Origin of the sequence: Oceanimonas marisflavi, from assembly GCF_003049725.1 — a bacterium.
Lineage (GTDB): Bacteria > Pseudomonadota > Gammaproteobacteria > Enterobacterales > Aeromonadaceae > Oceanimonas > Oceanimonas marisflavi.
Genome location: NZ_QAGM01000023.1, coordinates 22,749 through 47,561 on the forward strand (window position 1 = coordinate 22,749; position 24,813 = coordinate 47,561).

At 61.6% G+C, this 24,813-nt stretch carries 23 protein-coding genes; 5 read left to right on the top strand and 18 right to left on the bottom strand.

The window, feature by feature from the left end; translation table 11 throughout:
* Nucleotides 1-94: 94 nt before the first annotated feature.
* On the bottom strand, nt 95-1,081 hold the full coding sequence (gene bamC / locus DA373_RS13340) for an outer membrane protein assembly factor BamC (RefSeq protein ID WP_232821276.1): 987 nt from the start codon (nt 1,079-1,081) through the stop codon (nt 95-97).
* A gap of 173 nt (nt 1,082-1,254) precedes the next feature.
* Between bamC and DA373_RS13345 the strand changes: the two genes are divergently transcribed.
* On the top strand, nt 1,255-1,803 hold the full coding sequence (locus tag DA373_RS13345) for a glycine cleavage system protein R (RefSeq protein ID WP_107852801.1): 549 nt from the start codon (nt 1,255-1,257) through the stop codon (nt 1,801-1,803).
* Entirely contained in the window at nt 1,800-2,267 is a 468-nt protein-coding gene (gene bcp, locus DA373_RS13350; protein ID WP_107852802.1) for a thioredoxin-dependent thiol peroxidase, read from the top strand. Before DA373_RS13345 ends, bcp begins: the two co-directional genes overlap by 4 nt.
* Nucleotides 2,268-2,648: 381 nt before the next feature.
* Here bcp and DA373_RS13355 read toward each other — a convergent pair whose 3' ends face one another.
* Together DA373_RS13355 and DA373_RS13360 are read right to left on the bottom strand one after the other, a co-directional pair.
* Nucleotides 2,649-3,065, bottom strand: a complete 417-nt coding sequence (locus tag DA373_RS13355; RefSeq protein ID WP_107852803.1) for a DUF6691 family protein — start codon at nt 3,063-3,065, stop codon at nt 2,649-2,651.
* Nucleotides 3,066-3,067: 2 nt separating this feature from the next.
* A complete protein-coding gene (locus tag DA373_RS13360; protein WP_107852804.1) occupies nt 3,068-3,487 on the bottom strand; it encodes a YeeE/YedE family protein in 420 nt (139 codons plus the stop codon).
* Between the two features lie 235 nt (nt 3,488-3,722).
* On the opposite strand from DA373_RS13360, the gene DA373_RS13365 reads away from it, so the two are divergent.
* Nucleotides 3,723-5,870 (top strand): putative bifunctional diguanylate cyclase/phosphodiesterase, encoded by a 2,148-nt coding sequence (locus DA373_RS13365; RefSeq protein ID WP_232821277.1) that lies wholly within the window; start codon nt 3,723-3,725, stop codon nt 5,868-5,870.
* A gap of 6 nt (nt 5,871-5,876) precedes the next feature.
* On the opposite strand, the gene DA373_RS13370 is transcribed toward DA373_RS13365, so the two are convergent.
* A complete protein-coding gene (locus DA373_RS13370) occupies nt 5,877-6,347 on the bottom strand; it encodes a GlcG/HbpS family heme-binding protein (RefSeq protein WP_107852806.1) in 471 nt (156 codons plus the stop codon).
* Nucleotides 6,348-6,494: 147 nt separating this feature from the next.
* On the opposite strand from DA373_RS13370, the gene DA373_RS13375 reads away from it, so the two are divergent.
* Together DA373_RS13375 and DA373_RS13380 are read left to right on the top strand one after the other, a co-directional pair.
* Complete coding sequence (locus DA373_RS13375) at nt 6,495-7,169, top strand: winged helix-turn-helix domain-containing protein (protein WP_107852807.1); 675 nt, start codon at nt 6,495-6,497, stop codon at nt 7,167-7,169.
* Complete coding sequence (locus DA373_RS13380) at nt 7,150-8,481, top strand: sensor histidine kinase (protein WP_107852808.1); 1,332 nt, start codon at nt 7,150-7,152, stop codon at nt 8,479-8,481. The genes DA373_RS13375 and DA373_RS13380 overlap by 20 nt, the downstream gene beginning before the upstream one ends.
* On the opposite strand, the gene DA373_RS13385 is transcribed toward DA373_RS13380, so the two are convergent.
* The 14 genes from DA373_RS13385 to tkt form a co-directional block, all read right to left on the bottom strand.
* A complete protein-coding gene (locus DA373_RS13385) occupies nt 8,478-9,401 on the bottom strand; it encodes a bile acid:sodium symporter family protein (RefSeq protein WP_107852809.1) in 924 nt (307 codons plus the stop codon). The two genes, DA373_RS13380 and DA373_RS13385, sit on opposite strands and share 4 nt — an antisense overlap.
* Nucleotides 9,402-9,452: 51 nt before the next feature.
* Nucleotides 9,453-10,220 (bottom strand): 2-keto-4-pentenoate hydratase, encoded by a 768-nt coding sequence (locus DA373_RS13390; RefSeq protein WP_157953727.1) that lies wholly within the window; start codon nt 10,218-10,220, stop codon nt 9,453-9,455.
* A 16-nt stretch (nt 10,221-10,236) separates the two neighbouring features.
* The gene (locus DA373_RS13395; protein WP_107852811.1) at nt 10,237-11,649 is read right to left on the bottom strand and encodes an amidase; all 1,413 of its coding nucleotides are present in this window, start codon (nt 11,647-11,649) and stop codon (nt 10,237-10,239) included.
* On the bottom strand, nt 11,628-12,917 hold the full coding sequence (locus DA373_RS13400) for a TRAP transporter large permease (protein ID WP_107852812.1): 1,290 nt from the start codon (nt 12,915-12,917) through the stop codon (nt 11,628-11,630). The genes DA373_RS13395 and DA373_RS13400 overlap by 22 nt, the downstream gene beginning before the upstream one ends.
* Nucleotides 12,917-13,525: a TRAP transporter small permease subunit gene (locus DA373_RS13405; RefSeq protein WP_107852813.1), complete on the bottom strand. Its 609-nt coding sequence runs from the start codon at nt 13,523-13,525 to the stop codon at nt 12,917-12,919. Before DA373_RS13405 ends, DA373_RS13400 begins: the two co-directional genes overlap by 1 nt.
* 139 nt (nt 13,526-13,664) lie before the next feature.
* Nucleotides 13,665-14,702, bottom strand: a complete 1,038-nt coding sequence (locus DA373_RS13410; protein WP_232821278.1) for a TRAP transporter substrate-binding protein — start codon at nt 14,700-14,702, stop codon at nt 13,665-13,667.
* A 72-nt stretch (nt 14,703-14,774) separates the two neighbouring features.
* On the bottom strand, nt 14,775-15,941 hold the full coding sequence (locus tag DA373_RS13415) for a pyridoxal-phosphate-dependent aminotransferase family protein (protein ID WP_107852814.1): 1,167 nt from the start codon (nt 15,939-15,941) through the stop codon (nt 14,775-14,777).
* Between the two features lie 78 nt (nt 15,942-16,019).
* On the bottom strand, nt 16,020-17,441 hold the full coding sequence (gene hydA, locus DA373_RS13420) for a dihydropyrimidinase (protein WP_107852815.1): 1,422 nt from the start codon (nt 17,439-17,441) through the stop codon (nt 16,020-16,022).
* Between the two features lie 427 nt (nt 17,442-17,868).
* Entirely contained in the window at nt 17,869-18,564 is a 696-nt protein-coding gene (locus tag DA373_RS13425; protein WP_107852816.1) for a GntR family transcriptional regulator, read from the bottom strand.
* Between the two features lie 189 nt (nt 18,565-18,753).
* On the bottom strand, nt 18,754-19,485 hold the full coding sequence (locus DA373_RS13430; protein ID WP_107852817.1) for a maleate cis-trans isomerase family protein: 732 nt from the start codon (nt 19,483-19,485) through the stop codon (nt 18,754-18,756).
* 38 nt (nt 19,486-19,523) lie between these two features.
* Nucleotides 19,524-20,804 carry a TRAP transporter large permease gene (locus tag DA373_RS13435; protein ID WP_107852818.1) on the bottom strand — a complete coding sequence of 427 codons (1,281 nt, stop codon included), beginning with the start codon at nt 20,802-20,804 and terminating at the stop codon, nt 19,524-19,526.
* On the bottom strand, nt 20,801-21,367 hold the full coding sequence (locus DA373_RS13440; protein ID WP_107852819.1) for a TRAP transporter small permease: 567 nt from the start codon (nt 21,365-21,367) through the stop codon (nt 20,801-20,803). The genes DA373_RS13435 and DA373_RS13440 overlap by 4 nt, the downstream gene beginning before the upstream one ends.
* Nucleotides 21,364-22,374, bottom strand: a complete 1,011-nt coding sequence (locus DA373_RS13445) for a TRAP transporter substrate-binding protein (RefSeq protein ID WP_107852820.1) — start codon at nt 22,372-22,374, stop codon at nt 21,364-21,366. The genes DA373_RS13440 and DA373_RS13445 overlap by 4 nt, the downstream gene beginning before the upstream one ends.
* Before the next feature lie 291 nt (nt 22,375-22,665).
* A complete protein-coding gene (gene tkt, locus DA373_RS13450) occupies nt 22,666-24,663 on the bottom strand; it encodes a transketolase (RefSeq protein ID WP_107852821.1) in 1,998 nt (665 codons plus the stop codon).
* Nucleotides 24,664-24,813 lie beyond the last annotated feature (150 nt).

The window sequence follows — 24,813 nt, forward strand, 5'->3', positions numbered from 1 at the left end:
CAGCCGCCTTCCTGTTGCGATTCGCTACGCTCATCACAACCTACTGCTGGCTTACAGCTGACAGCTTACGGCTTACAGCTCCCCCGAAGGGGGCTCAGCGAGCCAGATCGCCGCGTTCAAAGGCCGGGGCCAGGGTTCTGCTCAAGTCGTTCAGCACGCTGGCGGGCACCGGCTCTCTGTCCTTGTTGCTCAGGCTCAGGCTGGTGCGGCTGCCCAGATCCCCCAGTTGAATACGGTATTCCTGCTCGGGAATGGTCAGCGCCGGCAGTCTGAGATCGCGCCAGTCCCCCTTGCTCAGACCGTCAAACTCCACATCCACATACCCCAGCGCCTGCTGACGGTTGGTAATGTCAAAGCCGAGTTTCGGCAGCAGGGTGATCAGCCGTTTCCAGGTGCGATCATAGCTTTGTTCCGCGATCAGCCGCTGCTGCTCACTGTCTTGCGACAGCGCGATGGGGCCTTGATCCAGCAGCTCCTGCTGGCGGCTCAGCTCACGCTGATAAGACAGCGAAAAGGCGTTGAGCATGGAGGCCTCGGCCCGCAGCCGGTCCTGAGCCAGAGCGGCGGCTCCTTCGGTGGCCTGAACCTGCACCGCCACCGCCCGGCGCACCGGATCCGGCGTCAGCTGCCAGCGAAACTTCTGTTTGGGCGCACCAATGGCTTCACCATCACTTTCAAAGCCGTTATTCATCCGGCTGAAGTCCGCATCACTGCCTTCAAAAAAAGCCACCAGCGCCTTATCCAGCTCTTGTTCCAGAGCCTGATCCAGCTGCTGCTGGTAAAACCACAGACCGTTACCTTCGTCCATGGCCTCGGAGCCCCGTACCAGTGGCAGAACCTGGGTTGGCGGGCGAATATCCAGCGCCTTGCCGGTCGCTCCCTGGGCGGCCCCTTTGGGGATCACGTATTCGGTGTTGAAGCGCGGCGCTTCCAGTCCTTCCGGGATCAGCAACGGAGTGGTACGCAGGGTCTCTTCCTCATAGTCAAAGCCGCGGTTGGCCTGACTACGGGTTTCCGGATTGCTGCAGCCTGCCAGCACGCTCACGGCCAGCAGGCTCATTATCAGTGTTTTTGCTTTCACGCTTTGGTTCATGCCCTAAAATTCGCTTCGGTCAACGCGCCCCTTGCCTGCGACACAGGGACAAAGGCGGTCATGGTAGTGGTGGCCTTACCCTAATACAAGACAGGCACTGGAGCCAACCGGCTTTTATGCTAACATGCCAGCTCTTCCCCACAGCATTATTCGGACTGCCGATGACCCATCATCTCGTGGTGACCGCCATAGGCGAAAACAGAGCCGGCATTGTAAACGAAGTCGCCCGCCATGTTTCCGATTGCGGCTGCAATATCGTCGACAGCCGCCTGGGCATCTTCGGCAACGAATTCACCTTTATTCTGCTGCTGTCGGGCAGCTGGAACCAGATCACCCGGCTGGAAACCACCCTGCCCCTGTTTGGCCAGAGTCAGCAGCTGATTACCATGATGAAACGCACTCAGGTACTGAATCAGCCCAGCTATATTCTCAGCGCCGATGCCGATATCGTGCTGGCCGACCGGCCTGGCATCGTGAACCGCTGCACCCAGTTTTTCAGCGACGCCGGCTGGGATATTCAGGCCATGCAGAACCAGACCCTGAGCGGCGAGCACAGCGGCAAGTTTCAGGCACACTTTCAGCTCAACCTGCCCGAGCAGCTCACCGACGACCAGGCCCAGGCCACCTTTGAGCAGCTGTGCGCCGAGCTGGAATGTGAACGGCACAGCTTTCGTTTAAAACGCAAACCAACCACAGGAAACAGCACATGACCTATCTGCAGGAAGGCAGCCAGGCTCCGGCCTTTACCCTTTGCGATCAGAACGGCCAGCGCGTCAGCCTGAGCGATTTCAGCGGCAAGAAAGTACTGGTGTATTTTTACCCCAAGGCCATGACCCCGGGCTGCAAGGTGCAGGCCTGCGGCCTGCGCGACAGCCGCGCCGAGCTTGAAGCACTGGGTGTAGTGGTACTGGGCATCAGCCCGGATCCGGTGGCCCGGCTGAAAAAGTTTGAAGAAAAGGACGAGCTCAACTTCACCCTGCTCTCCGACGAAGATCACGCCGTGGCCGACGCCTTTGGCGTCTGGGGTCCGAAGAAATTCATGGGCAAGGAATACGACGGCATTCACCGCATCAGCTTTCTGGTCGACGAAGCCGGCACCGTGACCAAGGTGTTCAACAAGTTCAAGACCAAGGATCACCACGAAGTGGTGCTGGACTACCTCAAACAGCTTTAAAGCTCGAAGCGAGCGCAATACGAAGCAACAGCGCGGTTGCGTCACGGCGAGCAAGCTCGCCCCCTGTAACGCTCGGCACATGCGTCTGCCTGCCATGGATGGCGAAAATGCCGAAAATGCAGGAGCAATTTTCGGCCATGGCATGTGACGGTCGGCTTCGGCAATCCCCGCTGCTGCTTCGTGCAGCTTCGACGTTGACTGTTGAATGCCGGCAGGCGACTCAAAGTTAAATCCAGGAGGGCAAAGGGTGTCTGTTTCGCCGTGCCCTTCGCGCCAGGGATGGCGCGACGGAGCCTACATGGAGGTATTCACGGCGTGCCGGCGAAGCAGTGCGCTTTGGCCGACGAAAGAGCACGGTGCTACAAACGATGGAGACTGGCTTCAGGTTTTTTGCAATCGGCCCACAAGGAAGAAGCCGGCGATCATGGCGGCCACAAACAGGCCGGCCTGCCACTGCAGGCTGCCCAGCAGGCCCAGCGCCGGCCCGGGGCAGATGCCCGCCAGTCCCCAGCCGATGCCAAACAGCAGCGCCCCCAGCAACAGCCTGAGATCAAAACGGGTGGCAGGCACATCCGGCAGCTTGTCACCCAGCACACACTGAGCGTGGCCCTGTCTGCGCCACCACCAGTAACCGGGAGCAAATACCGCCAGCGCTCCCCCCATCACCAGCGCCAGACTCGGGTCCCACTGACCGAACAGATCGAGAAAACCCAGTACCTTGGCCGGGTTCATCATGCCCGACACCAGCAGCCCCAGCCCGAACAGGGCGCCTGAAAACAGTGCAATCGGTATCAGCATGATCAGCCTCCCAGCCCGGTCAGGGTCACGGTGGCGATGCCCGCCGCCATAAAGATGAGGGTGGCCACCACGGAGCGGGGCGACAGCCGGCCCAGGCCGCAAATGCCGTGGCCGCTGGTGCAGCCATTGCTCAAGCGGGTGCCAATGCCTACCAGCAGGCCGGCCACCAGCAAACGCCACGGCGAGTAATGCTGCAATGACGCAGCGTTCGCGACATCCAGGCCAAACAGCACCAGCGGCACCGCCACCAGCCCCGCTACAAAGGCCATTCGCCAGCTCTTGTCGGGCTGGCTGCCAATGCCGGCGACAATGCCGCTGATGCCGGCAATGCGCCCGCCCACCACGAACAACAGCAAGGCGGCACTGCCGATCAGCAGGCCACCGGCCAGGGCCGTCCAGGGAGTAAAGTTAACAATGGTCATAAGGTGCTCCCGTCAATCACAACAAGGCAATAATACAAGACCAAGTTAATTTAGTAAAACCTAATAAACAAAGCCGAAGCACCACCTTTACAATGCTTTTGACCCGCTTCACCATAAGACGATTTTTTCCGACTAACCAAACAAGGATGCTCACATCATGTCATTGCCTGTGCTCTCCCGGACTGGTGTAACCCCGTCCGCGCCAATCAGGCCTTCTTCCTCCGCTGAGGACATCATGACTCAACTGATGCCACTCCTTTGGCGTTATACCGGACAGGACTTTTTCAACCAGCTTGTGTTGCAGCTGGCCGGGCTCACGGGCGCCAGCATGGTGTTCGCCGGCCTGCAGCATCAACAGGCGGAGCAAGTGCGGGTGATTGCCTGCAACCAGCAGGGACGGCTGTGTCCGCCGTTCAATTACGATCTGGCCGGCACGCCCTGCACCTTCAGCCGGCACAGCCAAGAGCAGGTTTGTATATATAACTCCGGTATTGCCGAACGCTTTTCTGACGATCACATACTGGTCGAACACGGCCTTCAGGCCTATGCCGGGCTCGCACTCAGAGAGCCCGGTGGTCAGCCCCTTGGTGTGCTGGTGCTGCTGTTCGACCAGCCGCTGGCCGACAGTAACCGGATCAGGACGCTGCTGTCCCGGCTCGATCCCAGAGTCACTGCGGAATTAAGGCAGCGGCGGACTCAGGAGCAACTGATGGTTGCCGCCACCGCCTTTGAAAGCCGGGAAGGCATTTTTATTGCCAACAGCCGTATGCAGATACAGCAGACCAATCGGGCCTTTGCCCGCTTGTGTGGCCAGGAGCCGGACAGTCTGTCCGGCATCTCGCTGACGGAACTCAGGGCCCATGCCGCCGGCATGACCGATATTGAGGACATAGTGCAGGCCATTGACAGCCGGGGCTGGTGGCAGGGAGAGCAACGGCTGCAGCGGGCCGATGGCCGTACCATTGACGTTAATGTGCAGATCAGCAAAATTCACGATGGCCTGGGCATTCCCCATTATGTGCATTATGTAGAAGACATCTCGGAGCAAAAAGCCAACCGCAAGCGCATTGAAAAAATGGCCTACTTTGATGAGCTGACCGGCCTGCATAACCGTCGCTTTATGGTAGAGCACATCAGCCATACCGTGGCCCTTGCCGAATATGAGTCCACCCGCGGGGCCCTGCTGTTGCTGGATCTGGACGGTTTCAAGAACATCAATGACTCTCTGGGTTACGCCATCGGCGATCAGCTGCTTATTCAGGTGGCCGAACGACTGCGTTGTTTTAGTCAGGAATATGAGGATGTCAGTCTGGCCCGCATGGCCAGTGACGAATTTGTGCTGTTGTTTCCACGGCTGGGACACGGCTATTCCGCCACCAAAACCCGGACCGAACAACTGGCCAACGCCCTCAATGAGCTGTTTTCCATGCCCTTTGAAGTGAACGGCCTGCGCCTGCATGTCGGCATCAGCGCCGGCATCAGTGTGTTTCCGGCCACTGGCGTAACCCTGGAGGAATACCTGCGTCAGGCCGACACCGCCACCCATATGGCCAAGCGCATCGCGCAAGGCCGCCATGTATTTTTCAGTCAGGAAATGGCGGAAGAAGTACAGGAGCGGCTGCAGCTGTTCAATGCCCTGCAGCAGGCGCTGAAAAACGAAGAGCTGACCCTGCATTATCAGCCACAGGTGCAGCTGGACAACAATCGCATTATTGGGGCGGAGGCGCTGCTGCGCTGGCAGCCGCCAGGCCAGCCCCCCATACCGCCGGGGCATTTCATTCCGGTGGCGGAAGAAACCTCACTGATCTGCGATATCGGCAACTGGGTGCTGCAGAAGGCCTGCCGGCAACTGCAACACTGGCAGCAAAACGGTACCGGCCCTGAACGCCTGTCGGTCAATATCAGTGCCCGTCATTTTCACAGCCCGGATTTTGTGGCCCGGATTGAAGCCCTGCTGCAACAATATCCCGCCTGCCGGCACCGGCTGACCCTGGAAATGACCGAAAGCGTGCTCCTGGAAAACCTGGCCGAAAGCCGCACCCGCATGGCCCGGCTGAAGAAACTGGGGCTCTGGCTGTCCATCGACGACTTTGGTACCGGCTATTCTTCCTTTGCCTACCTGAAGGAGCTGCCGGCCGACGAGCTCAAGCTGGACCGCTCCTTTATCCGCCATGTTGACGAAACGCCCCGGGACAGGGCCATTATCGCCTGCATACTGCAGCTGTCCCGGGAACTGAGTATGACGGTAGTGGCCGAAGGCGTGGAAACCCAGTCGCAACGCAGCCAGCTGCAGGCCATGGGCTGTCCCGCCTGTCAGGGCTTTCTGCTGGCCCGTCCCATGCCGGAGGAAGCACTGATGACCTGGCTGAGCAACACCGGTTAACCCTGCTTACTTCAGTACGGTTTTCAGTGCCGCTTCGGCACAGGCCTGATCCAGATGGCCGCCGGGGGCACCACCGATGCCAATGCCGCCCACCAGCTGATCATTCACGCGAATGGGCAGACCGCCGCCCAGGATCAGCATGTCCGGGTGCATTTCCCGCAGGCCAAACAGGGCCGGCTTGTCGGCGATGTTGTTGGCCAGATCGGCGGTCACCACGCCCATGGAGGCAGAGGTAAAGGCCTTTTTGCGGGCGCTTTCAACGGTGTGCGGGCCGGCGTTTTCATGGCGGCCCAGGGCCTTGAGCGCACCGCTGCGGTCCACCACCGCCACGGTCACCTTATAACCATCTCTGGCGCACTGGCTGATGCCTTCGCTCACCAGCTTCAGGGCGGTATCGGTGGTCAGCACTTGGGTGCTGACGGTCTGGGCCTGAACACCCAGGCTGGCCAGGGCCAGCACGGCGAGAACTTTTTTCATGACGCATCTCCTTGTGAATGTCCCGGTTACTATAGCCAGCCTGTGTTGCGGCTGCCTTGCCGCTGCATTACAGAATGGAAAGGTTCGTGGCCACCACCCTTGATGGCGGTACAATATTTGCCATGCACACCACGGAGACCCCCGGCCATGGAGCTGTTACTGGTTGAAGATGATCCCAAGATTGCCGCCTTTCTTGAACGCGGCCTCACCGAGCAGGGCTACCGGGTGCACCATTGCAGCCGGGCCGAAGACGCCGCGCCCCTGGCCCTGGAGCTGGCCCCCGCCCTGGCCATTGTCGATATCATGCTGCCGGGCCAGGATGGCCTGACGCTGGTGCAGGACTGGCGCGGCCAGGGCGCCGGTTTTCCCATACTGCTGCTGAGCGCCCGCCGCTCGGTGGACGACCGGGTGCAGGGGCTGCGCCTGGGCGGCGACGACTACCTGACCAAGCCCTTTGCCTTCAGCGAGCTGCTGGCCCGTATTGAAGCTTTGCTGCGCCGGCACCAGCCGGCACCGGCTCAGGAGCTGCTGCAACTCGCCGATCTGCGTCTGGATGCCTCCCGCAAGCTGGCCTGGCGCGGTGAACACAAGCTGGCCCTGCAACCCAGGGAGCTGGTGCTGCTGGAGCTGCTGCTGCGCCATCAGGGCCGGGTGGTGTCGCGCACCCAGATCCTGGAGCGGGTGTGGGATTACCGCTTTGATCCCCAGACCAATGTGGTGGACGTGCTGGTGTGCCGGCTGCGCAACAAAATCGACAAGGGCCAGCCGCAAAAGCTGCTGCACACCCTGAGAGGAATGGGCTATGTCCTGCGCGCCGGCTAATCCCCGCTTTACCACCGGTCTGACCCTCACCCTCTGGTATCTGGTGCTGATGACCCTGGTCACCGGCGGCCTGCTGCTGGCCGGTGATCACCTGCTGGGCAAGCGTCTGCTCGACAAGGACCGGCAACTGGTGGCCACCCTGCTCGACAATTACCAACGCATCAGCCTCGATGCCGGTCCCGACAAGCTGCTGCATGTGCTGGAGCGGGACCGGGAATTTCTGTTGCTGAGCCACTACCGGGTGCGCTTTACCAATCCGACCGGGCAGTTGCTGTTCAGCGCCGGCCCCGCCCTGCCGCCCCGGGCCGACAGCCAGCTCAATGATGGCAGCTGGCATCAGGGCCGCACCCTTGAAGGCTACCGGCTGCAGGTGGCGCTGTCGGCCACTCCCCGCCAGCAGGATCTGGCCAGTTATCGCCAGACCATGCTGCAGCTGCTGCTGCCCATGCTGCTGATAAGCCTGGTGCTGGTGGCCTGGCTGACCCGGCGCACCCTGCGCCCCATTCGCGCCCTTATTCACCACATCGGCAGCCTGCAGCGGGACGGACTTGAACAGCCGGTGCCGCAAACCGCCTCAAGCCGCACCGAGCTGGGCCAGCTGACCCTGCTGTTCAACCAGCAAATGGCGCGCATTCACCGGCTGGTGAGCGGGCTGCGCCATGCCCTCGACAGCGCCGCCCACGATCTGCGCACGCCGCTGACCCGCCAGCGCCTCAGTCTGGAGCAGGCACTGGCCAGCCAGGATCCACAGCGCTGGTACGACAGCCTGCTCGACTGCGCCGAGGAAAACCAGCGCATGCAAACCCAGCTCGACTACCTGCTGGCGATCACCGCCGCCGAGCAGGGGCTGGATCCGGCCCGGCTCGAGCCCTGTGATCTGGGAGCATTGCTGGCGGAAGTGGCCGAGCTGTATGAACTGGCCGCCGAGGACAGGGGCATCGTCCTCACCACTGAACTGGCACCGGATCTGACCGTACATGGAGATACCCAGGCCCTGCGCCAGGCCTTTGCCAACCTGCTCGACAACGCCATCAAGTACACAAATGCCGGCGGCCGGGTGCATCTGCGTGCCAGGCGCCACCAGGGAGTCATCGAGGTGGAGGTGGAAGACAATGGCATGGGCATCAGCGAGACGGATCTGCCCCATATCTTTGAACGTCTGTACCGGGCCGATCGCAGTCGCCACAGCCCGGGCCATGGTCTGGGGCTGGCCCTGGTCAAGGCCATTCTCGATGGCCATCAGGCCTCCATTGAAGTGACCTCGGGCCGGGGCACGACCCGGTTTTACTGCACCTTCAGCGCCGAACCTTAAGCCTCGGCACGGGCCAGGGCCGCCGTGCGCGCCGCCATGCGTGACGCCAGCAGGGAGTCGGCCAGCATATGCAGAAAGTGAAACACCAGGCAGGCCACCACCGCCAGCCCCTGTGCCGCGTTCATCGCCACCAGCACGCTCACCGCCACCGGCGTGGTTTTCTGGGCGGCGGTAAACAGCAGGGCCAGCCGCGCCGGCCGGGCCAGCCCGGTGCCGGCCAGCTGGCACAACAACAACAAAATGCCGTGCAACAACAGGGACCAGGCCGCCAGCGCCAGCAAGTCGCCCCCTTCCAGTGCCAGCAACGCCGGGCGACTGGTGGACAGGGTGATCCAGGCGGTGGTGACCACGCTCAGGGTGGGCACCACCGTCATCCAGCGGTGTACCACTCTGCCACCCAGCAGCAGCCGCAGCACGATGCCCAGCACAAAAGGCAGCAGCACCATCAGCGACAGCTTGTGCAGTAAGGGCCAGGGCGACAGCTCGCCGCTGCTGCCTGTCAGCAGGCTCAGCATCAGCGGTATGGTGATGATGCCCAGCAGGTTAAAGCCCAGGGTCATAAACAGCGACCACTGGGCATGGCCGCCGCTGAGCCGGGTCAGCACCACACAGGATGACAGGGTCGGCGGCACCACGGACACCACCAGCAGCCCCAGCGCCAGTCCGGGCAGCAGCCCGCTGTACTGGTAAACCAGCCAGCCCGCCAGCGGCGACAGCAACAGGCTGATGACCAGCCCGAGCCCGAACACCCGGCCAAAACCGGGCTCCGGCCTGAGCTCGCGCACCTGAGTCTGCAGGCCATTGACCAGAAAGATCACCGCCACCAGCCAGGGCAGCGGCTGCCACTGGGCCAGCCAGACGCCGGGCCCCGGCAACAGCAGGGCCAGCAGGATGGCGGCACACAGGCCGCCGGGAAGCAACCAGGCGATGATGTCCTCCTTACCGGGTAGTCCGGCGCCCGTTAATTCACCTTATGCGATGGACAGCGCAACCTCGCCAATGCCGGAGAACTCCGCCCGAATATCGGCACCGGGCTCGATAAATTTCATGCCGGTCCAGCTGCCGGTGGTGATCAGATCCCCCACAGCCAGCCCCTGATTGCGGGCCACCAGATGGTTGACCGACCAGGTCAGCAGCAGGGTGGGATCGCTCAGCGGGTGACCGCCGCTTTTGTCCGCCAGCACCTCGCCGTTCACGGTCAGCTGCACCGGCTGCAGGGCCAGATCCCGCTCCTGCCAGTCTTCAATGCCGCTGCCCACCACCAGGCCACCGCTGATCTGGTTGTCGGCCAGCCGCCACAGCGCACTGGTCTGCTGCCAGTCCTGCAGCCGGGTATCCACCAGCTCCAGGGTGACGCACAGCTCTCCCAGCGCCGCCCGCACCTCCTGCTCGCTGTAGGCCTCGGCCCGCACTGGCAGGGCCCTGGTTACCCGAAAGGCCAGCTCCGCTTCGATGCCAATCATGTGAAAGTCATCCCCCCTGAGCCGCACGCCGCTGTCGTATACCTTCTGCGGCGGAATGGGCGCGCTGTAGGGCTCGGTGTCCCGGTTGGGGGCGCCTACCTTCCAGCAATGGGTACGGTGTGCCGGCCACAGATGACGGGCCACGCCATCCTGAATGGCATAGGCCTGCGCTACCGTTTGCGGCCCTTCACCAGCGTCAAACTGCTGCCCGCTCTCATAGGCGGCCAGTACTCTGGCCACCGCTTGCTGTATCTGTTGTTGTGTCTGCTGTTCCATGGTGCTCATCCTGTTATCACGCTTCTGCCAGGGCCGGCCATTGCCAGCCCCGCCCACTTTCCCGTTCATAGTCCGCCGCCAGCCGCAGCAGCAGCTCGTCCTGGCCCATGGCCGCCACCAGCTGAAAGCCGATGGGCAGGCCCTCCGCCGACGGCGCCGCGGGCAGGTTGATGGCCGGATGCCCGCAGGCATTCACCCAGCCGGTATAAATGGCATGGCCACGCGGACCCACCGGCCGGCCGTCGATCTCCCCCGGATAAGGCTGCGCCGCCGGCCAGGGCAGGGCCGCCGCCGAGGGCGTGATGATAATGTCGATATCGAGAAAGGCCTCGGCCACGGTTCGGCGAAAGCGGCGAATGCCGTCCAACCCACACAGATAATCGGTGGCCGACAGCTGCCGCCCCTGCCCGGCCATATCGCGAAAGAGCCCGGCGGCTTCGGGCTCGGTCTCGGGCAGGGCCCGGAAAATGGCCGCCACCGCCGCCGCCCCCATCATGGGCCAGAATCTGTCCACCGGCTCGAGAGAAAACGGCAGCTCACCCTGAGTCACTTGATGGCCCTGACGCGCAAACACCGCCAGCGCCTGCTCCACGCTGTCGGCGATCTGCCGATCCAGCGGCTGTTCGCCAAAACGGGGCACATAGTGAATGCGCAGCTTGCCGGCCGGTGCCTCGGGACGAGTGCGCCAGGACGCCGGATCCCGCACATCGGGGCCACTGATAATGCGGTACAGGGCCTCGGCATCGGCGGCGCTGCGGGCCAGTGGCCCCACCACCTCAAGATCCAGCATCACCTGGGGCAGGCTGCCCGCCCGGGCCACGGCACCGATGGAGGGCTTGAGCCCCACCAGACCGGTGTGGGACGCCGGCCGGCGAATGGAGCCGCCGCCGTCGGTGCCGAGCGCCAGCGGCGCCAGCCCGGCGGCCAGGCTTGCCACCGCCCCACCGCTGGAGCCCCCCGGGGTCAGCGCGGTATTCCAGGGGTTGCGGGTCACACCGAACAGGGGATTGTCGGTATAGCCTTCAAGGGTGAACTCGGGCACATTGGTCTTGCCCAGGATCACCAGGCCTGCCGCCCGGCAGCGGGCCACCGCCAGCTCGTCTTCGGTGGCGATATTGCCGGCCAGGGCCCGGTTGCCCCAGGTGGTGGCCAGCCCCCGAGTGTTAAGGTGATCCTTGACCGTCAGCGGCACCCCATCCAGCGGGCTCAGGGGCCGGCTCTCGGCCCAGCGGTGAGTGGCGGCGGCGGCCTCCTCAGCGGCCGCCGGGTTAAGAGTGACAAGCGCATTAAGCTCGGGGTTAAGGCGGTTGATCCGGGCCTGCAGGGCCTCGGTGACCGCCAGCGGGGTCAGAGTGCCGGCGGCATAGGCCGCCGCCAGCTCAAGGGCGCCGAGGCGCCAGCTTTGGGTTACATCATGTTGGGCAGCCACAGGGCAATCTCCGGGAACATCATCAGACTGAAGGTGAACAACATCATGATCAGGATGAACGGCACCACGCCCCACATCACGTCGCTGATATTGCCACCGTCCTTGCGTACACTCTGCACCACGAACAGGTTCATGCCCACCGGCGGCGTGATCAGCGCCAGCTCGCACATCAGTACCACAAACACGCCGTACCAGATGGGATCCACACCCAGGGCGGTAACGATGGGATAGGTGATGGGAATGGTCAGCACCTGCATGGACAGCACGTCCATAAACATGCCCAGGGCCAGATAGAACAGAATGAGAATAAGCAGCAGGCCGGTCACGCTGAGGCCAAAGGAGGTCACCCAGGCGGTCAGCTCGTCCACCACCCCGGTGAGGCTGATGGTCAGGTTAAGCACAAAGGCGGCGGTGATGATAAGCAAAATCATGCCGGTAATGCGGGCGGTCTGCACAAAGCATTCCTGCAGGAAATTGACCGACAGCCGGCCGGAGCGCCAGGCAAACCAGAGTGCGGTCATTACCCCCAGGGCGGCGGACTCGGTGGCGGTGGCCAGGCCGCTGTAGATGCTGCCCATCACAATGCCGAACACCACGGCCGGCGGGATCAGGTGACGGGACAGGCTCAGCTTCTCGGACAGGCTCAGCTTTTCTTCCCGCACACTGCCCTGGCCGCGGTTGGCAAAGGCGATATACACCATAAACAGCAGGCTCAGCATCACACCGGGAATAAGCCCCGCCATAAACAGCTTGCCGATGGAGTTGTTGGTGAGCGAGCCGTAGATCAGCATATTGACGCTGGGCGGGATCAGAATGCCCAGGGTGCCGCCGGCAGCCAGGCTGCCCAGGGACTGGCGCATGCAGTACTTGCGCTCCTGCAGCGAGGGCAGTGCCACCGTGCCGATGGTGGCGGCAGTGGCCACCGAGGAGCCGGAAGTGGCGGCAAACAGCGCACAGGAGCCGATATTAGTGTGCAGCAGACCACCGGGCAGCCGGCCCAGCCAGGCCGCCATGGACAGAAACATCTTGTCGGCGATGCCGCTGCGCAGCAGCAGTTCACCCAGCAGAATAAACAGCGGAATGGCGGTCAGCAGCGCCTCGTTGTGCACGCTCCAGACCACCGAACCGATAGAGTCCATAAAAGTCCAGTCGAACACCATGATGCCGCCAATCACCCCGATCAGGGCCATGGCCACGGCGATGGGAACGCCCAGCAACAGCATGCCGAGCATGGCGAAAAAGCCGATAAAAACCGTGGTTACTGTCATTATGCACCCTCCCCGGCCAGCTTCTGTGCCGTGGTAGCTTGATCCTGTTGCTGCTGGCGCTGGGCGAAATCTTCCAGCTCTTCCTTCAGCTCTTCACTCACCCCTTTGGGGTTGAACTCATCGTTGAGCGCCTGATGCCGGCCGGTGGCCAGCAGCCAGGTGGCGCGCAGGCCATAGCCCAGTGCCACCAGGGCAAACACCGCCAGGCCCGCCATCCACACGCCCTGGGGGTAAATCAGCGGCGTGGCCCAGGGAGTCTGGGAGGTACTGCCGTAGTCCAGGGTTTCCAGCACGACCTTGGCGCACACCCACACCATAAACAGGCCCAGACCGCTCATAAACAGGGCGGAGAGCCAGTTCAGCACGCTCTGCAGCCCTTTCGGCAGCCGCTCGTGAAAAATATCAATACGCATGTGCGCACGGCCGAACAGGGCGATGGTAAACGCCAGGGTAGCCCCCACGGCCAGAGCATAACCGCTCAGCTCGTCGACCCCCTGCAGCGATATCTTGAAAAACTTGCGCAGCAGGGTTTCTACCGCAATCATCAGCGACAACAGCAGAAACATGCCGCCAAACACCAGGCTGGTCAGTTGCTCTATTCGCTTCATGTCAACGTCTCCTTGTCACCGGCGCCAGGGCAGCCATCACCCTGTTGCCGGACGCGGGACCGGCGAGGCCCATATCGCCAGCCGGTCCACTGAGTGTCATTCAGACAAAGACGCCGGCACAGGCCGGCGTCGGATTTGGTTACAGACCCACGATATCCTTCAGATCCCGTTTCCAGTTGGCGGAGCAGTCGGCGTTTGATTTGTCGCACTGCTCGGCCCAGGTCGGGTAGGACACCTGAGTCACCGTGCTGGCCACGGTGGCCAGATCGGCCTCGTTCACCGGCACTTCCACCAGGTTGTAGGACTTGCCGGTGTCACAGGGCTTTTCACCCACGTTACAGCGGCTGGCGTCCAGGAACAGCTCTTCGGAGTAGCTCCAGATTTCCTCGTTCAGCTCGTCAAAGGCGGCCTGCAGGGTCTGCTGCTGATCCGGGGTCAGCTTGTTCCAGGTCTTGAGGTTGATGCCGTAACCGTTCAGCGCCAGCTGGAAGCCCAGGGGCAGCATGTGCGTGGTCACTTCCGGCCAGCCCGCGGAGTTGGCGGAGCTGGGGCCGGTAATGGCACATTCAATCATGCCCAGCGCCAGACTCTGGTGCACGTCACCAAAGGCCACCGGTACCGGCACCCCGCCCACGGATTCCACAAACTGGGCCAGGTTCTGGTCATATACCCGCACCTTCAGGCCCTTGACGTCTTCCAGGCCGTTGATGGGATGGTTACAGAACAGCACCTGGGGGCCAAAGGGCCATACGCCCAGCAGCTTGGTGTTGAAGCGCTCCTGCAGACGCTGATCCACCGTGTCCTTGTAGGCGGCCACCACCTTGCGGCCCTGCTCGAAGTCGGGGTTCAGACCGACCAGATCCAGACCGAGAATGGTGGGTTCATCCCGGGATATCTGGGACATGCGCAGGGAGATAAGGTCAAACAGGCCGGACTTCAGCACCCTGAGCTGCTCCACGTCCTTGATGCCGGTAGTGTCCAGCGGCTTGTAGTTGACCTTGAGCGGCAGACCGGTCTTTTCGGCCAGGTTTTCAAAAAACGGCTGCTCCTTGTTTTTCTGAATAAGACCGGTGGCCAGCGGCTGACCGATCACCTTGAGGTTGATGGTCTCGGCCAGGGCCGGCGTGGATGCCAGGGCACTGCCCAGCAGAGTGGTTACGATCAGTTTTCTCATCATGAGGTCGTCCTTCCTTGAATATGCAGATTGCATGAACAGATGGCCCGCACTCCGCGGGCCACCGAAACCGGTTTAGTGATCGGCCAGAAAACGCATGGCGGCCTGTACGCCACCCGGGCTGTGAGGAACACCCGCCGCCACCAGACCCATCTCGACCCCGGCCAGGGTGCCGAGCAGGGTAAGATCGTTGATGTCGCCCAGATGGCCGATGCGGAACACCCGCCCCTTGAGCTTGCCAAGGCCGGCACCCAGGGACATGTCGAAGCGCGCCAGAATGACCTTGCGCAGGGCATCGGCATCCTGCCCTTCCGGCAGCAGCACAGTGGTCAGCACCGGGCTGTATTCCTCCGGGTTCAGGCAGAGTACCTCCAGGCCCCAGGCCTGCACCGCCCGGCGGGTGGCTTCGGCATGGCGCTGGTGGCGGGCAAAGACGTTCTCCAGCCCTTCTTCCTCCAGCATGGCGATGGCTTCCTTCAGGCCATAGAGCAGGTTGGTAGCCGGGGTGTAGGGAAAGTAACCGGTGGCATTGCTCGCCAGCATGGAGCTCCAGTCCCAGTAGGACTTCGGCAGCCGGGCCTGCTGGTGGCGGACCAGGGCCTTGTCGCTGAGGGCGTTGAAACTGATGCCCGGCGGCAGCATCAGCCCCTTCTGGGAGCCGGATACAGTGACGTCCACCCCCCATTCATCGTGCTTGTATTCGGCAGAAGCCAGTCCCGAGATGGTGTCCACCATAAACAGCGCCGGATGACCGGTGCCGTCAATGGCGCGGCGAATGTCGGCAATGCGGCTGGTGACACCGGTGGAGGTTTCATTGTGCACCACGCACACCGCCTGGATTTGATGCTCATGATCCTGGCTGAGACGCTCGGCAATGGCTTCCGGGCTGGCGCCGTGGCGCCAGTCACCGGGCAGAAACTCCACGTCCAGCTCCAGGCGGGTGGCCAGCTCGTGCCAGAGGGTGGCAAACTGGCCGGTTTCACACATCAGCACCTTGTCTCCCGGGCTCAGGGTATTGACCAGGGCCGCTTCCCAGGCGCCGGTACCGGAAGCGGGATAAATCACCACCGGGCTTTCGGTCTGGAAAATGCGCTTGATGCCGGCCAGCACGTCACGGCCCAGCTCACCGAACTCCGGTCCGCGGTGATCGATCACCGCTTTTGACATGGCGCGCACCAGACGCTCCGGCACCGGTGACGGACCCGGGATCTGCAGAAAATGACGCCCGCTTTGGTATGACATATTCACTCCTTGAACTGCTCGGTTAATGGGCGGCCGGCCCGCTCCTGGACCGGCCTGCCCGAAATCGTTCCCTGACGCTCAGCGCCGCACCCTGGGTTTTGCCATGTCCGGCTTGCCGCAGGGCAGAAAGCGGCCGTCGCCGGCCTGGCCCAGCACCTCGCCGTCGCGCCACACCACCTTGCCCCGGCTCAGGGTCAGCACCGGCCAGCCGGTGACCACCTGGCCCTCATAGGGGGTGTAATCCACGTCGTGGTGCAGCAATTCGTTCTGAATCACCACTTCACGCTTGGGATCCCAGATGGCGATATCGGCGTCGGCGCCCACGGCGATGCTGCCCTTTTGCGGATACAGGCCGTAGAGCTTGGCCGGGTTGGTGGCGGTCAGCTCCACAAAACGGTTGAGGGTAATGCGGCCCTTGTTGACCCCTTCCGAGAACAGCAGCGGCAGACGGGTTTCCAGACCGGGAATGCCGTTGGGAATATAGGGGAAGTCCACTTCCTCGCCGTTCGGCTTCTTGCCCTGGGGATCTTCGTAACGGAAGGGGGCATGGTCGGAAGAGAAGATGGTAAACAGGCCGTCTTCCAGGCCATCCCAGATCACCTGCTGGTTGGCCTCGTCCCGGGGGGGCGGGCTGCACACGCACTTGGCGCCTTCGTAGCCGTCCAGGCCCAGATCTTCGGCGGTGAGAAACAGATACTGGGGGCAGGTTTCGGCATAGATGCTGATGCCCTTGCTGCGGGCCCAGCGAATTTGCTCCACCGCTTCTTCACCGGACACATGCACAATCAGAATGGGCACGTCCACCAGCTCGGACAGGGCGATGGCCCTGTGAGTGGCTTCCCGCTCCACCAGCATGGGGCGGGAAGCGGCATGGTATTTGGGGGCGGTATGGCCGGCGTCGATCAGCCGCTTGGTCAGCCAGCCGATGCAGTCGGCGTTTTCGGCGTGGATCATGGCCATGGCGCCCTCGTCCCGGGCCAGGGCCAGCACGTCGAGGATCTGGCCGTCGTTGAGCTTGAGATCGTCGTAGGTCATGTAAATCTTGAAGGAAGTACAGCCCTGACGGATCAGCTCCGGCAGCTCTTCCTTGAGCACTTTTTCGGTGGGGTCACTGACGATCAGGTGAAAGGCGTAGTCCACCACCGCCTTGCCTTCGGCGCGCCGATGGTAATCCTCCACCGCCGCCTTCAGGGACTGGCCCTTTTCCTGAGCCGCAAAGGGCATGACGGTGGTGGTGCCGCCGCAGGCGGCAGAGCGGGTGCCGGTGTAGAAGTCGTCGGCCATGCGCAAACCATCGGGCATGGGCTGATCCAGATGACAGTGAGCATCCACGCCGCCCGGCAGCACCAGCTTGCCGCTGGCGTCCAGCTCTTCCCGGCCCGGTCCCAGATTCAGGCCCATGGCCACGATGCGGCCATCTTTTATACCGATATCACAGTCGGTTACGTCGGCGGCGGTGGCGATGCGGCCATTTCGAATCACCAGATCAAACTCGGACATGGGTCACTCCTTGATGTTGTTCCGTTCCACTAGATTGCATTCATAATTATGTATACGTAATTAATCATTGCCTGTGCGCACTTTCAAACCGTCAACGGAAGAAATGTGAACGGGATCTCACAAATAAAACAAATCATTAACAAGCGGGAAATAAATGAAAAACTGGCATGGCACCAGGGCACACAGACAGAAGGAGGCTGCCTCTTGGTTACAAATCGCCAAATAGGCCGCAACGCGAAGGCGCCGCTTTAGCTGGCGCAAACCTGAAGACCACCATGCCTTCACGGTCTGTTGCACTGGCCCTGCCGACGAAAGTGGCAGCGATCCAAAGACCCACAGATCCGGATAATTTGCTGAATGGGGTTGGTATAACAGGGGAGAAACGAAGGGAAAATCAAGGGGGCAGGCAAGGCCCCGGATGGAAGGATCAGCCGGCTTTTTGCCGTTTCTGCTCCAGTTCACGCACCAGCAGATCACCGGTGTGCATCACATGCTCGGCCAGAATACGACCCGCCCTGTCGCCGTCACCGGCCTTGAGGGCCTCCAGCAGATCCCGGTGCTCGGTCACGGATTCATCCCAGCGGTGATGAAAGCCGATGGCCAGGTAACGGCCCCGGCTGACCTTGTTCATCAGCTGGTGATGCAGCAGAGTCAGGGTCTCGTTGCCGGCCAGCTCGATAATCAGCCGGTGAATATGCTGGTTGACCTCGAAATATTGCTGCTTGTCCTGAGCCTGATGGTAGTCTTCCAGTTGCTGCTGCAACCGGGTCAGCTCCGCCAGCTCGGCTTTTGTCGCCCGCTCTGCGGCCAGCTCGGCGGCACGGCGCTCCAGGGAGCAGATAATTTCGAAATGTTCACGAATTTCCTCGGGGGTGATCACCGCCACCCGGGCGCCCCGGTTGGGCTCTATGGTGACAATGCCTTCGGAGTTGAGTACCTTGAGGGCTTCGCGCAGGGGCGTGCGGGAAATGTCCAGCTGCTTGCACAGTGCCGGCTCGTTGATGCGCTCCCCTTCCTTCAGCTCGCCCTCGATGATCATGGTGCGCACGCAGTCGGCCACTTCCTCATGCAGCGAGCGTCGCCGCAGGGAGTTGCGGCCCAGGGTATTCACACTGCTTGCCATATCCTGCTCCTGTTATTTGAATGTTATCGATCGCGTACCTTAATCCGTGGCCGGAGAAAATGGTATGACCGGGGTGGGCAAGGGTGATCCCGATCGAATAATGAATAATAAATAATAGCCTGCAGCCTGCCCCGGCACTCTCTGCCACCCGGGCAGGCCACACTTACCTATGAATTATATAATATATAATTACGGCTTGACCGAAAATAAAGATCCCCAGCCCTTGATCTGGCTCGGATCGGCGTCGGCCAGCAGCATGCCCTTCCATACCCCGGTAGAGACGGTGTCGTAGATGGGAATGTTCAGCTCTTTTTCCAGCCGTGCCGCCACCCGGGCGCCGCGCAGGTTGGTGCAGAAAATGGTAATGGCATCACATTGCCCTTCCGCGGCCACGGCACGCACCATCTCTTCAAGGGTTTCCTCGCTCACCTCGGAGAAGGAGAAGTTGCCCTTGTCGTTGAGGTGACGCTCGGCCACACACTCAAAACCGGCGCCGGCATAGGTGGCGATCACCTTGCTCTGCACATCGTGCAGATAGGGAGTGACCAGACCAAAGCGCTTGACGCCGGTAAGCGTGAACAGTTCGTTCAGCGCCAGCACAGAAGTGGTGGCCGGAATACCGGTCTCCTCGGTAATGGCCTGGCACAGGATTTCGTCATCCTGAAAGCCGCGCCAGCCCGAGGAAGTGCCGCTCCAGGTGATGGACTGTACCCTGGCATCGGCCAGCAGCCGGGATGCCTGCAGGAAAGGCTCGTTGTCGAACTGGCTCAGGGCCTGCTCGGTCAGGGAAATTTCGGTTACCTTGAGGCGGCCGAAGTGGGCGCTGACGCCGTCTACACCGTGCAGAATATCGGCGGTCACCGGCTCCAGGCTGGTGTTGGAAGAGGGGGTCAGTACACCCAGCAGAGTACGATCAGTCATTATAAGCTCCTTGCTTGTCATTATGTTTCATTCAGTTATCAGTAGCCCAGGGCGTGCGGCAGGGCCGTCACGATTTCCGGGAAAATCCAGCACAGCGCCAGCACCAGGTATTGCAGGGCAATAAAGGGCCAGACATAGCGCAACAATTGAGACATGGGGATCTTGGCGATGCCGCACATCACGAACAGCAGTACCCCGACCGGCGGCGTCATCATGCCGATCACCAGGTTGAACACGAACAGAAAGCCGAAATACAGCGGGTCTATGCCATAGGCCAGGGCAATGGGCGCGAACAGGGGCACCAGCATGATGTAGGCCGCGTTCGACTCCAGGAACATGCCCACCACCAGCAGCATCACCATCACCAGTGCCAGGAACACATCGGGGTTCTCGGTCAGGGTCTGAATGAACTGGGACAACCGCATCGGAATAAGATCGATGGTGAACAGGAAGGTCAGCGGCGTCGCAAAGGCGATCAGCGCACCCACCACCGCCGAGGTCAGCGCCGCGCGGAACATGCAACCCGGCAGATCGACCCATTCCAGCTTGCGGGTGACCCACTTGCCGATGATAAAGGCATACACCACGGCGATGGCTGCGCCTTCGGTGGCGGTAAACACGCCGCCGACAATGCCGCCGATCACGATCACCGGCATCAGCATGATGGCCCCGGCCCGTTTGGTCTGCACCAGCAGATTTTTCAGGCTGAAGGGTTCACCCGTGGGCGGATAACCCTTGCGGTGCGCAATCCAGCTCGACAGCGCCATCATGCCCAGCACCAGCAGCACACCCGGAACCACGCCGGCCATAAACAGGCCACCCACGGAGACCGAGGAGCCGGCCATCAGGGCGTAGACGATCATGGCCGCGCTGGGGGGAATGATGGGACCCAGGTTTGAAGCCGAGGCCACCACTGCCGAGCCGAAGCCCGCATCGTAGTGCTTTTTCATCGACGGCATCATGGTGGTGCCCAGGGCACTGGCCCCCGCCACGGCGGCACCGGTGACCGACGCCAGCCCCAGACCGGACAGCAGGGTGACATGGGCCAGCCCGCCCTTGACCCGACCCACAAAGGCGTTGGCAAAGTCGATGGTGCGCTGCATCACCTGGCCACCCACCATCAGCTCGCCCGCCAGCATAAACAGCGGAATCGCCATCAGCGGAAAGGAGTTGACCGCGTGCATCATGCGCTGGGGCAGCACCGACAGCTCAATGCCGCTCCAGGCCAGGCCACCAAGGGCCGCCAGCCCCAGTGAAAAGGCCAGGGGCATGCCCAGCAGGGCCAGCACCAGGAACAGAATAATGGCCAGTGTGGTCATGAGACTTCCTCCTCGTTATCCGGCTCACGCCAGGTATCTGTACCTTGCCAGGCCATAAACAGCAGATGCAGCAAGGCATGGCCGCAGCTCAGCATCACCGGGAAATAGAATACGGAAGCGGTCACCGGCAGGGTCGGCATCAGCTCTCCCCAGGTGTCGATGGAAACGATCACCGCCTGATAGCTGACCACCACCATCAGCACGCCGCTTATCAGCAGCATCAGCCGGGCCAGTTGTTCCTGCAGACGGGCCGGCAGCTTGCTGGTCAGCACATCGATGCCCACATGCACCCCTTGCTTGAGCCCGTGGGGAATGGCCAGAAAGATGGCCCAGACAAAGGCCAGTCGTGATCCTTCATCGGCCCAGTCAATGGACTCCGACAACAGATAACGGCTGAACACCTGGGACGATACCAGCAACACCATCACCGCCATGGTCACCTGGATCAGGGCCATGGAGGCCTTGTCCACCCTCAGCAGGTACCGGCGGACAATGTCCGCCAGTGAAGGCAAAGGCCCGGCTCCGTTCAGCATTTGCGGCTGCTCGGAAGAACCGGCTTTCATGACTTGGCTCCTTCCAGTACTGCGTCAATCAGCTCGGCACCGAGACGCTCTTTCAGATCATCGACAATACCGGCGGTTTTCTGCTGCATTTGCTGATGCAGCTCGGGCGTAACGGCATTGAACTTCATGCCGGCGGCAATCAACTCATTCCGGGATTCGAGATCTTCTTCGGCCGCCTTGTCCCGCTGCCAGGCAACGGCCTTGGCCATGGACTCGCGCAGCACCTGCTGCTCTTCGTCAGACATGCGATCGAACTTTTTCTTGTTGGCCACCACCACGATAAAGTCGAAGAAATGGTTGGTATCGGTCAGATACTGCTGCACTTCGCCGAAATTGTTCTTGCGAATGATGCTGAAGGGGTTTTCCTGGCCGTCGATCACCTTCTGCTGCAGGGCCGAGTACACCTCGTTGATGCCCATGGACACCGGGCTGGCACCCAGAGCGCGGAAGCTGTTCAGGTGGGTTTCATTCGGCTGCAGACGGATCTTCAGGCCCTCGAAGTCCTCGATGGACTCGATAGGCCGCACGCTGTTGGTGATATGGCGCGCACCCAGCTCCATAAAGCCGAGGGCGACAAAGCCTTTTTCCGCCAGTTTTTCATTGAGCAGATCCCCGACCTTGCCATCGATAACACGGAAGGCGGTTTCCCTGTCCTTGAGCACAAAAGGCAGGCTCACCGCTTCCAGCTCGGGCACGGTGCGTGACAGGAAGGACACACCGATCCAGGTCATGCTGAGCACACCGGAGCGCACCTGATCGACGTTTTCCGAGGCGCCGCCCAGTTGCATGGCCGGAAACAGGTTCACGTTAATATCGCCGTCGGTGGCCGCTTCCACTTCCTTCTTGAAGACCTCCATGGCCAGGGTACTGGAATGATCCACGGCGAAGTTGCCGGCCACCCTCAGGGTGTCGGCATGCACCGAGGCGGTGGCCAGGGTGGCGCCCAGCGAAATCGTTAACAAACTCTTTTTAAAGAAGCCACGAAAAGAGTGTACATTGTTTCCCATTACCTTCTCCTTGGTTATGACGCCGCCTGCGTCATTATGAATTCATAATTATATATACATTCCATTAACAAGATGAGCAATGCCAGTGGCGAATAAAAAACCGTCCCCGAGTTCAGGAATATTCACAACCAGCTGAAAAATATAGATTTTTATTGATTGGATGAATTTTTGATGGTTAAAAAAGTGTGATCATGATCGCCCTTGCCATGTCCCTGCCCCGCAGCGCTCCAAATCACAGACATAAAAAAACCGGCTCAAGAGCCGGTTTTTTCATTGATTAAGCGCTCAGGCTCAGGCCAGCAGGGCCTCGGCCTTCTCCACCACGTTCTCGGTGGTAAAGCCGAACAGCTTGAACAGATCACCGGCAGGCGCCGACTCACCAAAGCTGCTCATGCCGATGATGTCGCCACCAAAGCCCACATACTTGAACCAGAAGTCGCGAATGCCGGCTTCTACCGCCAGACGCTTGGTCACAGCGGCGGGCAGCACGCTTTCACGGTATTCGGCACTTTGTGCGTCAAACACATCGGTGGACGGCATGGACACCACGCGCACGGCGCGGCCCCTGGCGGTCAGCTGCTCGGCGGCGGCCATGGCCAGCTCCACTTCGGAGCCGGTGGCGATCAGAATAAGCTCCGGGGTGCCGGCGCAGTCGCGCAGCACATAGCCACCCTTGGCCACGTCGGCCAGCTGGGCCTCGGTACGCTCCATCTGGCCCAGGCCCTGGCGGGAGAAGATCAGGGAAGTGGGGCCGTCCTTACGCTCGATGGCGTGTTTCCAGGCCACGGCGGACTCCACCTGATCACAGGGGCGCCAGGTGCTCATGTTGGGGGTCAGGCGCAGAGAGGCGATTTGCTCCACCGGCTGGTGGGTGGGGCCGTCTTCACCCAGACCAATGGAGTCGTGGGTGTAAACAAAGATGGAGCGCTGCTTCATCAGGGCGGCCATGCGCACGGCGTTGCGGGCATATTCCACAAACATCAGGAAGGTGCCGCCGTAGGGCACGAAACCACCGTGCAGGGCGATGCCGTTCATGATGGCGCTCATGCCGAACTCACGCACACCGTAGTGCAGGTAGTTGCCGGAGGCATCGTCGGCGCTGATGGCCTTGGAACCCTTGTGCATGGTCAGGTTGGAAGGGGCCAGATCGGCACTGCCGCCCAGCAGCTCGGGCAGAACGGCGCCAAAAGCATCCAGCGCGTTCTGGGAGGCTTTACGGGTGGCAATCTTGGCCGGGGCGGCCTGCAGACCCTTGATAAAGTCGGCGCTTTGCTGTTCCCAGTCGGCGGGCAGCTCGCCGTTCAGGCGGCGCTTGAGCTCGGCGGCCAGTTCCGGGAACTCGGCGGCGTAGGCCTCGAATTTTGCGTTCCAGCCGGCTTCCAGCTCGGCACCTTTCACTTTGGCATCCCACTCGCCGTAAACCTCGGCAGGGATTTCAAAAGGCGCGTGATTCCAGCCCAGCTGCTCGCGGGTGGCGGCGATTTCGGCCTCGCCCAGGGGGGCGCCGTGGCAGTCGTGGCTGCCGCCCTTGTTGGGGGAGCCAAAACCGATCACGGTCTTGCAGCAGATCAGGGTCGGACGGCCGGTCTCGGCACGGGCGGCCTCGATGGCGGCGGCCACGGCGGCGCTGTCGTGACCGTCCACCGCGGGAATAACATGCCAGCCATAGGCTTCAAAACGTTTGGGGGTGTCGTCGCTGAACCAGCCGTCCACTTCACCGTCGATGGAGATGCCGTTGTCATCCCAGAAGGCAATCAGCTTGCCCAGGCCCAGGGTGCCGGCCAGGGAGCAGGCTTCATGGGAGATGCCTTCCATCAAGCAGCCGTCACCCAGGAAGGTATAGGTGTAGTGATCCACCACGTCGTGGCCGGGCTTGTTGAACTGGGCCGCCAGCGCCTTTTCGGCAATGGCCATGCCCACGGCATTGGTAATGCCCTGACCGAGCGGACCTGTGGTGGTTTCCACGCCCGGGGCGTAACCGTATTCCGGGTGGCCGGGGGTCTTGGAGTGCAGCTGACGGAACTGCTTGAGATCGTCGATGGACAGCTCGTAACCGGTCAGGTGCAGCAGGGAGTACAGCAGCATGGAGCCGTGGCCGTTGGACAGAATAAAGCGGTCGCGGTCGGCCCAATCCGGGTTGGCGGGGTTGTGCTGCAGGTAATCACGCCACAACACCTCGGCGATATCCGCCATGCCCATGGGGGCTCCGGGGTGACCGGAATTGGCTTTCTGTACCGCATCCATACTGAGCGCGCGCACGGCATTGGCCAGCACTTGACGAGAAGGCATCGACATCTCCTGAGAAAATCTTTTAAAAAGAAGGGTGAACAAAACGGCGGTTATTGTCCCAAAGACGGCCGGGAGGCGCAAATTATTCTCCCCCGCCATGAAACCCCTTCGCCGCACCGGTCACACATTTTACTGGCAATCCCGCCCTCG

What these genes read in the sequence shown, in the direction of transcription:
- DA373_RS13345 (WP_107852801.1), top strand. Translation starts at nt 1,255, where the DNA reads ATGACCCATCATCTCGTGGTGACCGCCATAGGCGAAAACAGAGCCGGC.
- bcp (WP_107852802.1), top strand. Translation starts at nt 1,800, where the DNA reads ATGACCTATCTGCAGGAAGGCAGCCAGGCTCCGGCCTTTACCCTTTGC.
- DA373_RS13355 (WP_107852803.1), bottom strand. Translation starts at nt 3,065, where the DNA reads ATGCTGATACCGATTGCACTGTTTTCAGGCGCCCTGTTCGGGCTGGGG.
- DA373_RS13360 (WP_107852804.1), bottom strand. Translation starts at nt 3,487, where the DNA reads ATGACCATTGTTAACTTTACTCCCTGGACGGCCCTGGCCGGTGGCCTG.
- DA373_RS13365 (WP_232821277.1), top strand. Translation starts at nt 3,723, where the DNA reads ATGACTCAACTGATGCCACTCCTTTGGCGTTATACCGGACAGGACTTT.
- DA373_RS13370 (WP_107852806.1), bottom strand. Translation starts at nt 6,347, where the DNA reads ATGAAAAAAGTTCTCGCCGTGCTGGCCCTGGCCAGCCTGGGTGTTCAG.
- DA373_RS13375 (WP_107852807.1), top strand. Translation starts at nt 6,495, where the DNA reads ATGGAGCTGTTACTGGTTGAAGATGATCCCAAGATTGCCGCCTTTCTT.
- DA373_RS13380 (WP_107852808.1), top strand. Translation starts at nt 7,150, where the DNA reads ATGTCCTGCGCGCCGGCTAATCCCCGCTTTACCACCGGTCTGACCCTC.
- DA373_RS13390 (WP_157953727.1), bottom strand. Translation starts at nt 10,220, where the DNA reads ATGGAACAGCAGACACAACAACAGATACAGCAAGCGGTGGCCAGAGTA.
- DA373_RS13400 (WP_107852812.1), bottom strand. Translation starts at nt 12,917, where the DNA reads ATGACAGTAACCACGGTTTTTATCGGCTTTTTCGCCATGCTCGGCATG.
- DA373_RS13405 (WP_107852813.1), bottom strand. Translation starts at nt 13,525, where the DNA reads ATGAAGCGAATAGAGCAACTGACCAGCCTGGTGTTTGGCGGCATGTTT.
- DA373_RS13410 (WP_232821278.1), bottom strand. Translation starts at nt 14,702, where the DNA reads ATGATGAGAAAACTGATCGTAACCACTCTGCTGGGCAGTGCCCTGGCA.
- DA373_RS13415 (WP_107852814.1), bottom strand. Translation starts at nt 15,941, where the DNA reads ATGTCATACCAAAGCGGGCGTCATTTTCTGCAGATCCCGGGTCCGTCA.
- hydA (WP_107852815.1), bottom strand. Translation starts at nt 17,441, where the DNA reads ATGTCCGAGTTTGATCTGGTGATTCGAAATGGCCGCATCGCCACCGCC.
- DA373_RS13425 (WP_107852816.1), bottom strand. Translation starts at nt 18,564, where the DNA reads ATGGCAAGCAGTGTGAATACCCTGGGCCGCAACTCCCTGCGGCGACGC.
- DA373_RS13430 (WP_107852817.1), bottom strand. Translation starts at nt 19,485, where the DNA reads ATGACTGATCGTACTCTGCTGGGTGTACTGACCCCCTCTTCCAACACC.
- DA373_RS13435 (WP_107852818.1), bottom strand. Translation starts at nt 20,804, where the DNA reads ATGACCACACTGGCCATTATTCTGTTCCTGGTGCTGGCCCTGCTGGGC.
- DA373_RS13440 (WP_107852819.1), bottom strand. Translation starts at nt 21,367, where the DNA reads ATGAAAGCCGGTTCTTCCGAGCAGCCGCAAATGCTGAACGGAGCCGGG.
- DA373_RS13445 (WP_107852820.1), bottom strand. Translation starts at nt 22,374, where the DNA reads ATGGGAAACAATGTACACTCTTTTCGTGGCTTCTTTAAAAAGAGTTTG.
- tkt (WP_107852821.1), bottom strand. Translation starts at nt 24,663, where the DNA reads ATGCCTTCTCGTCAAGTGCTGGCCAATGCCGTGCGCGCGCTCAGTATG.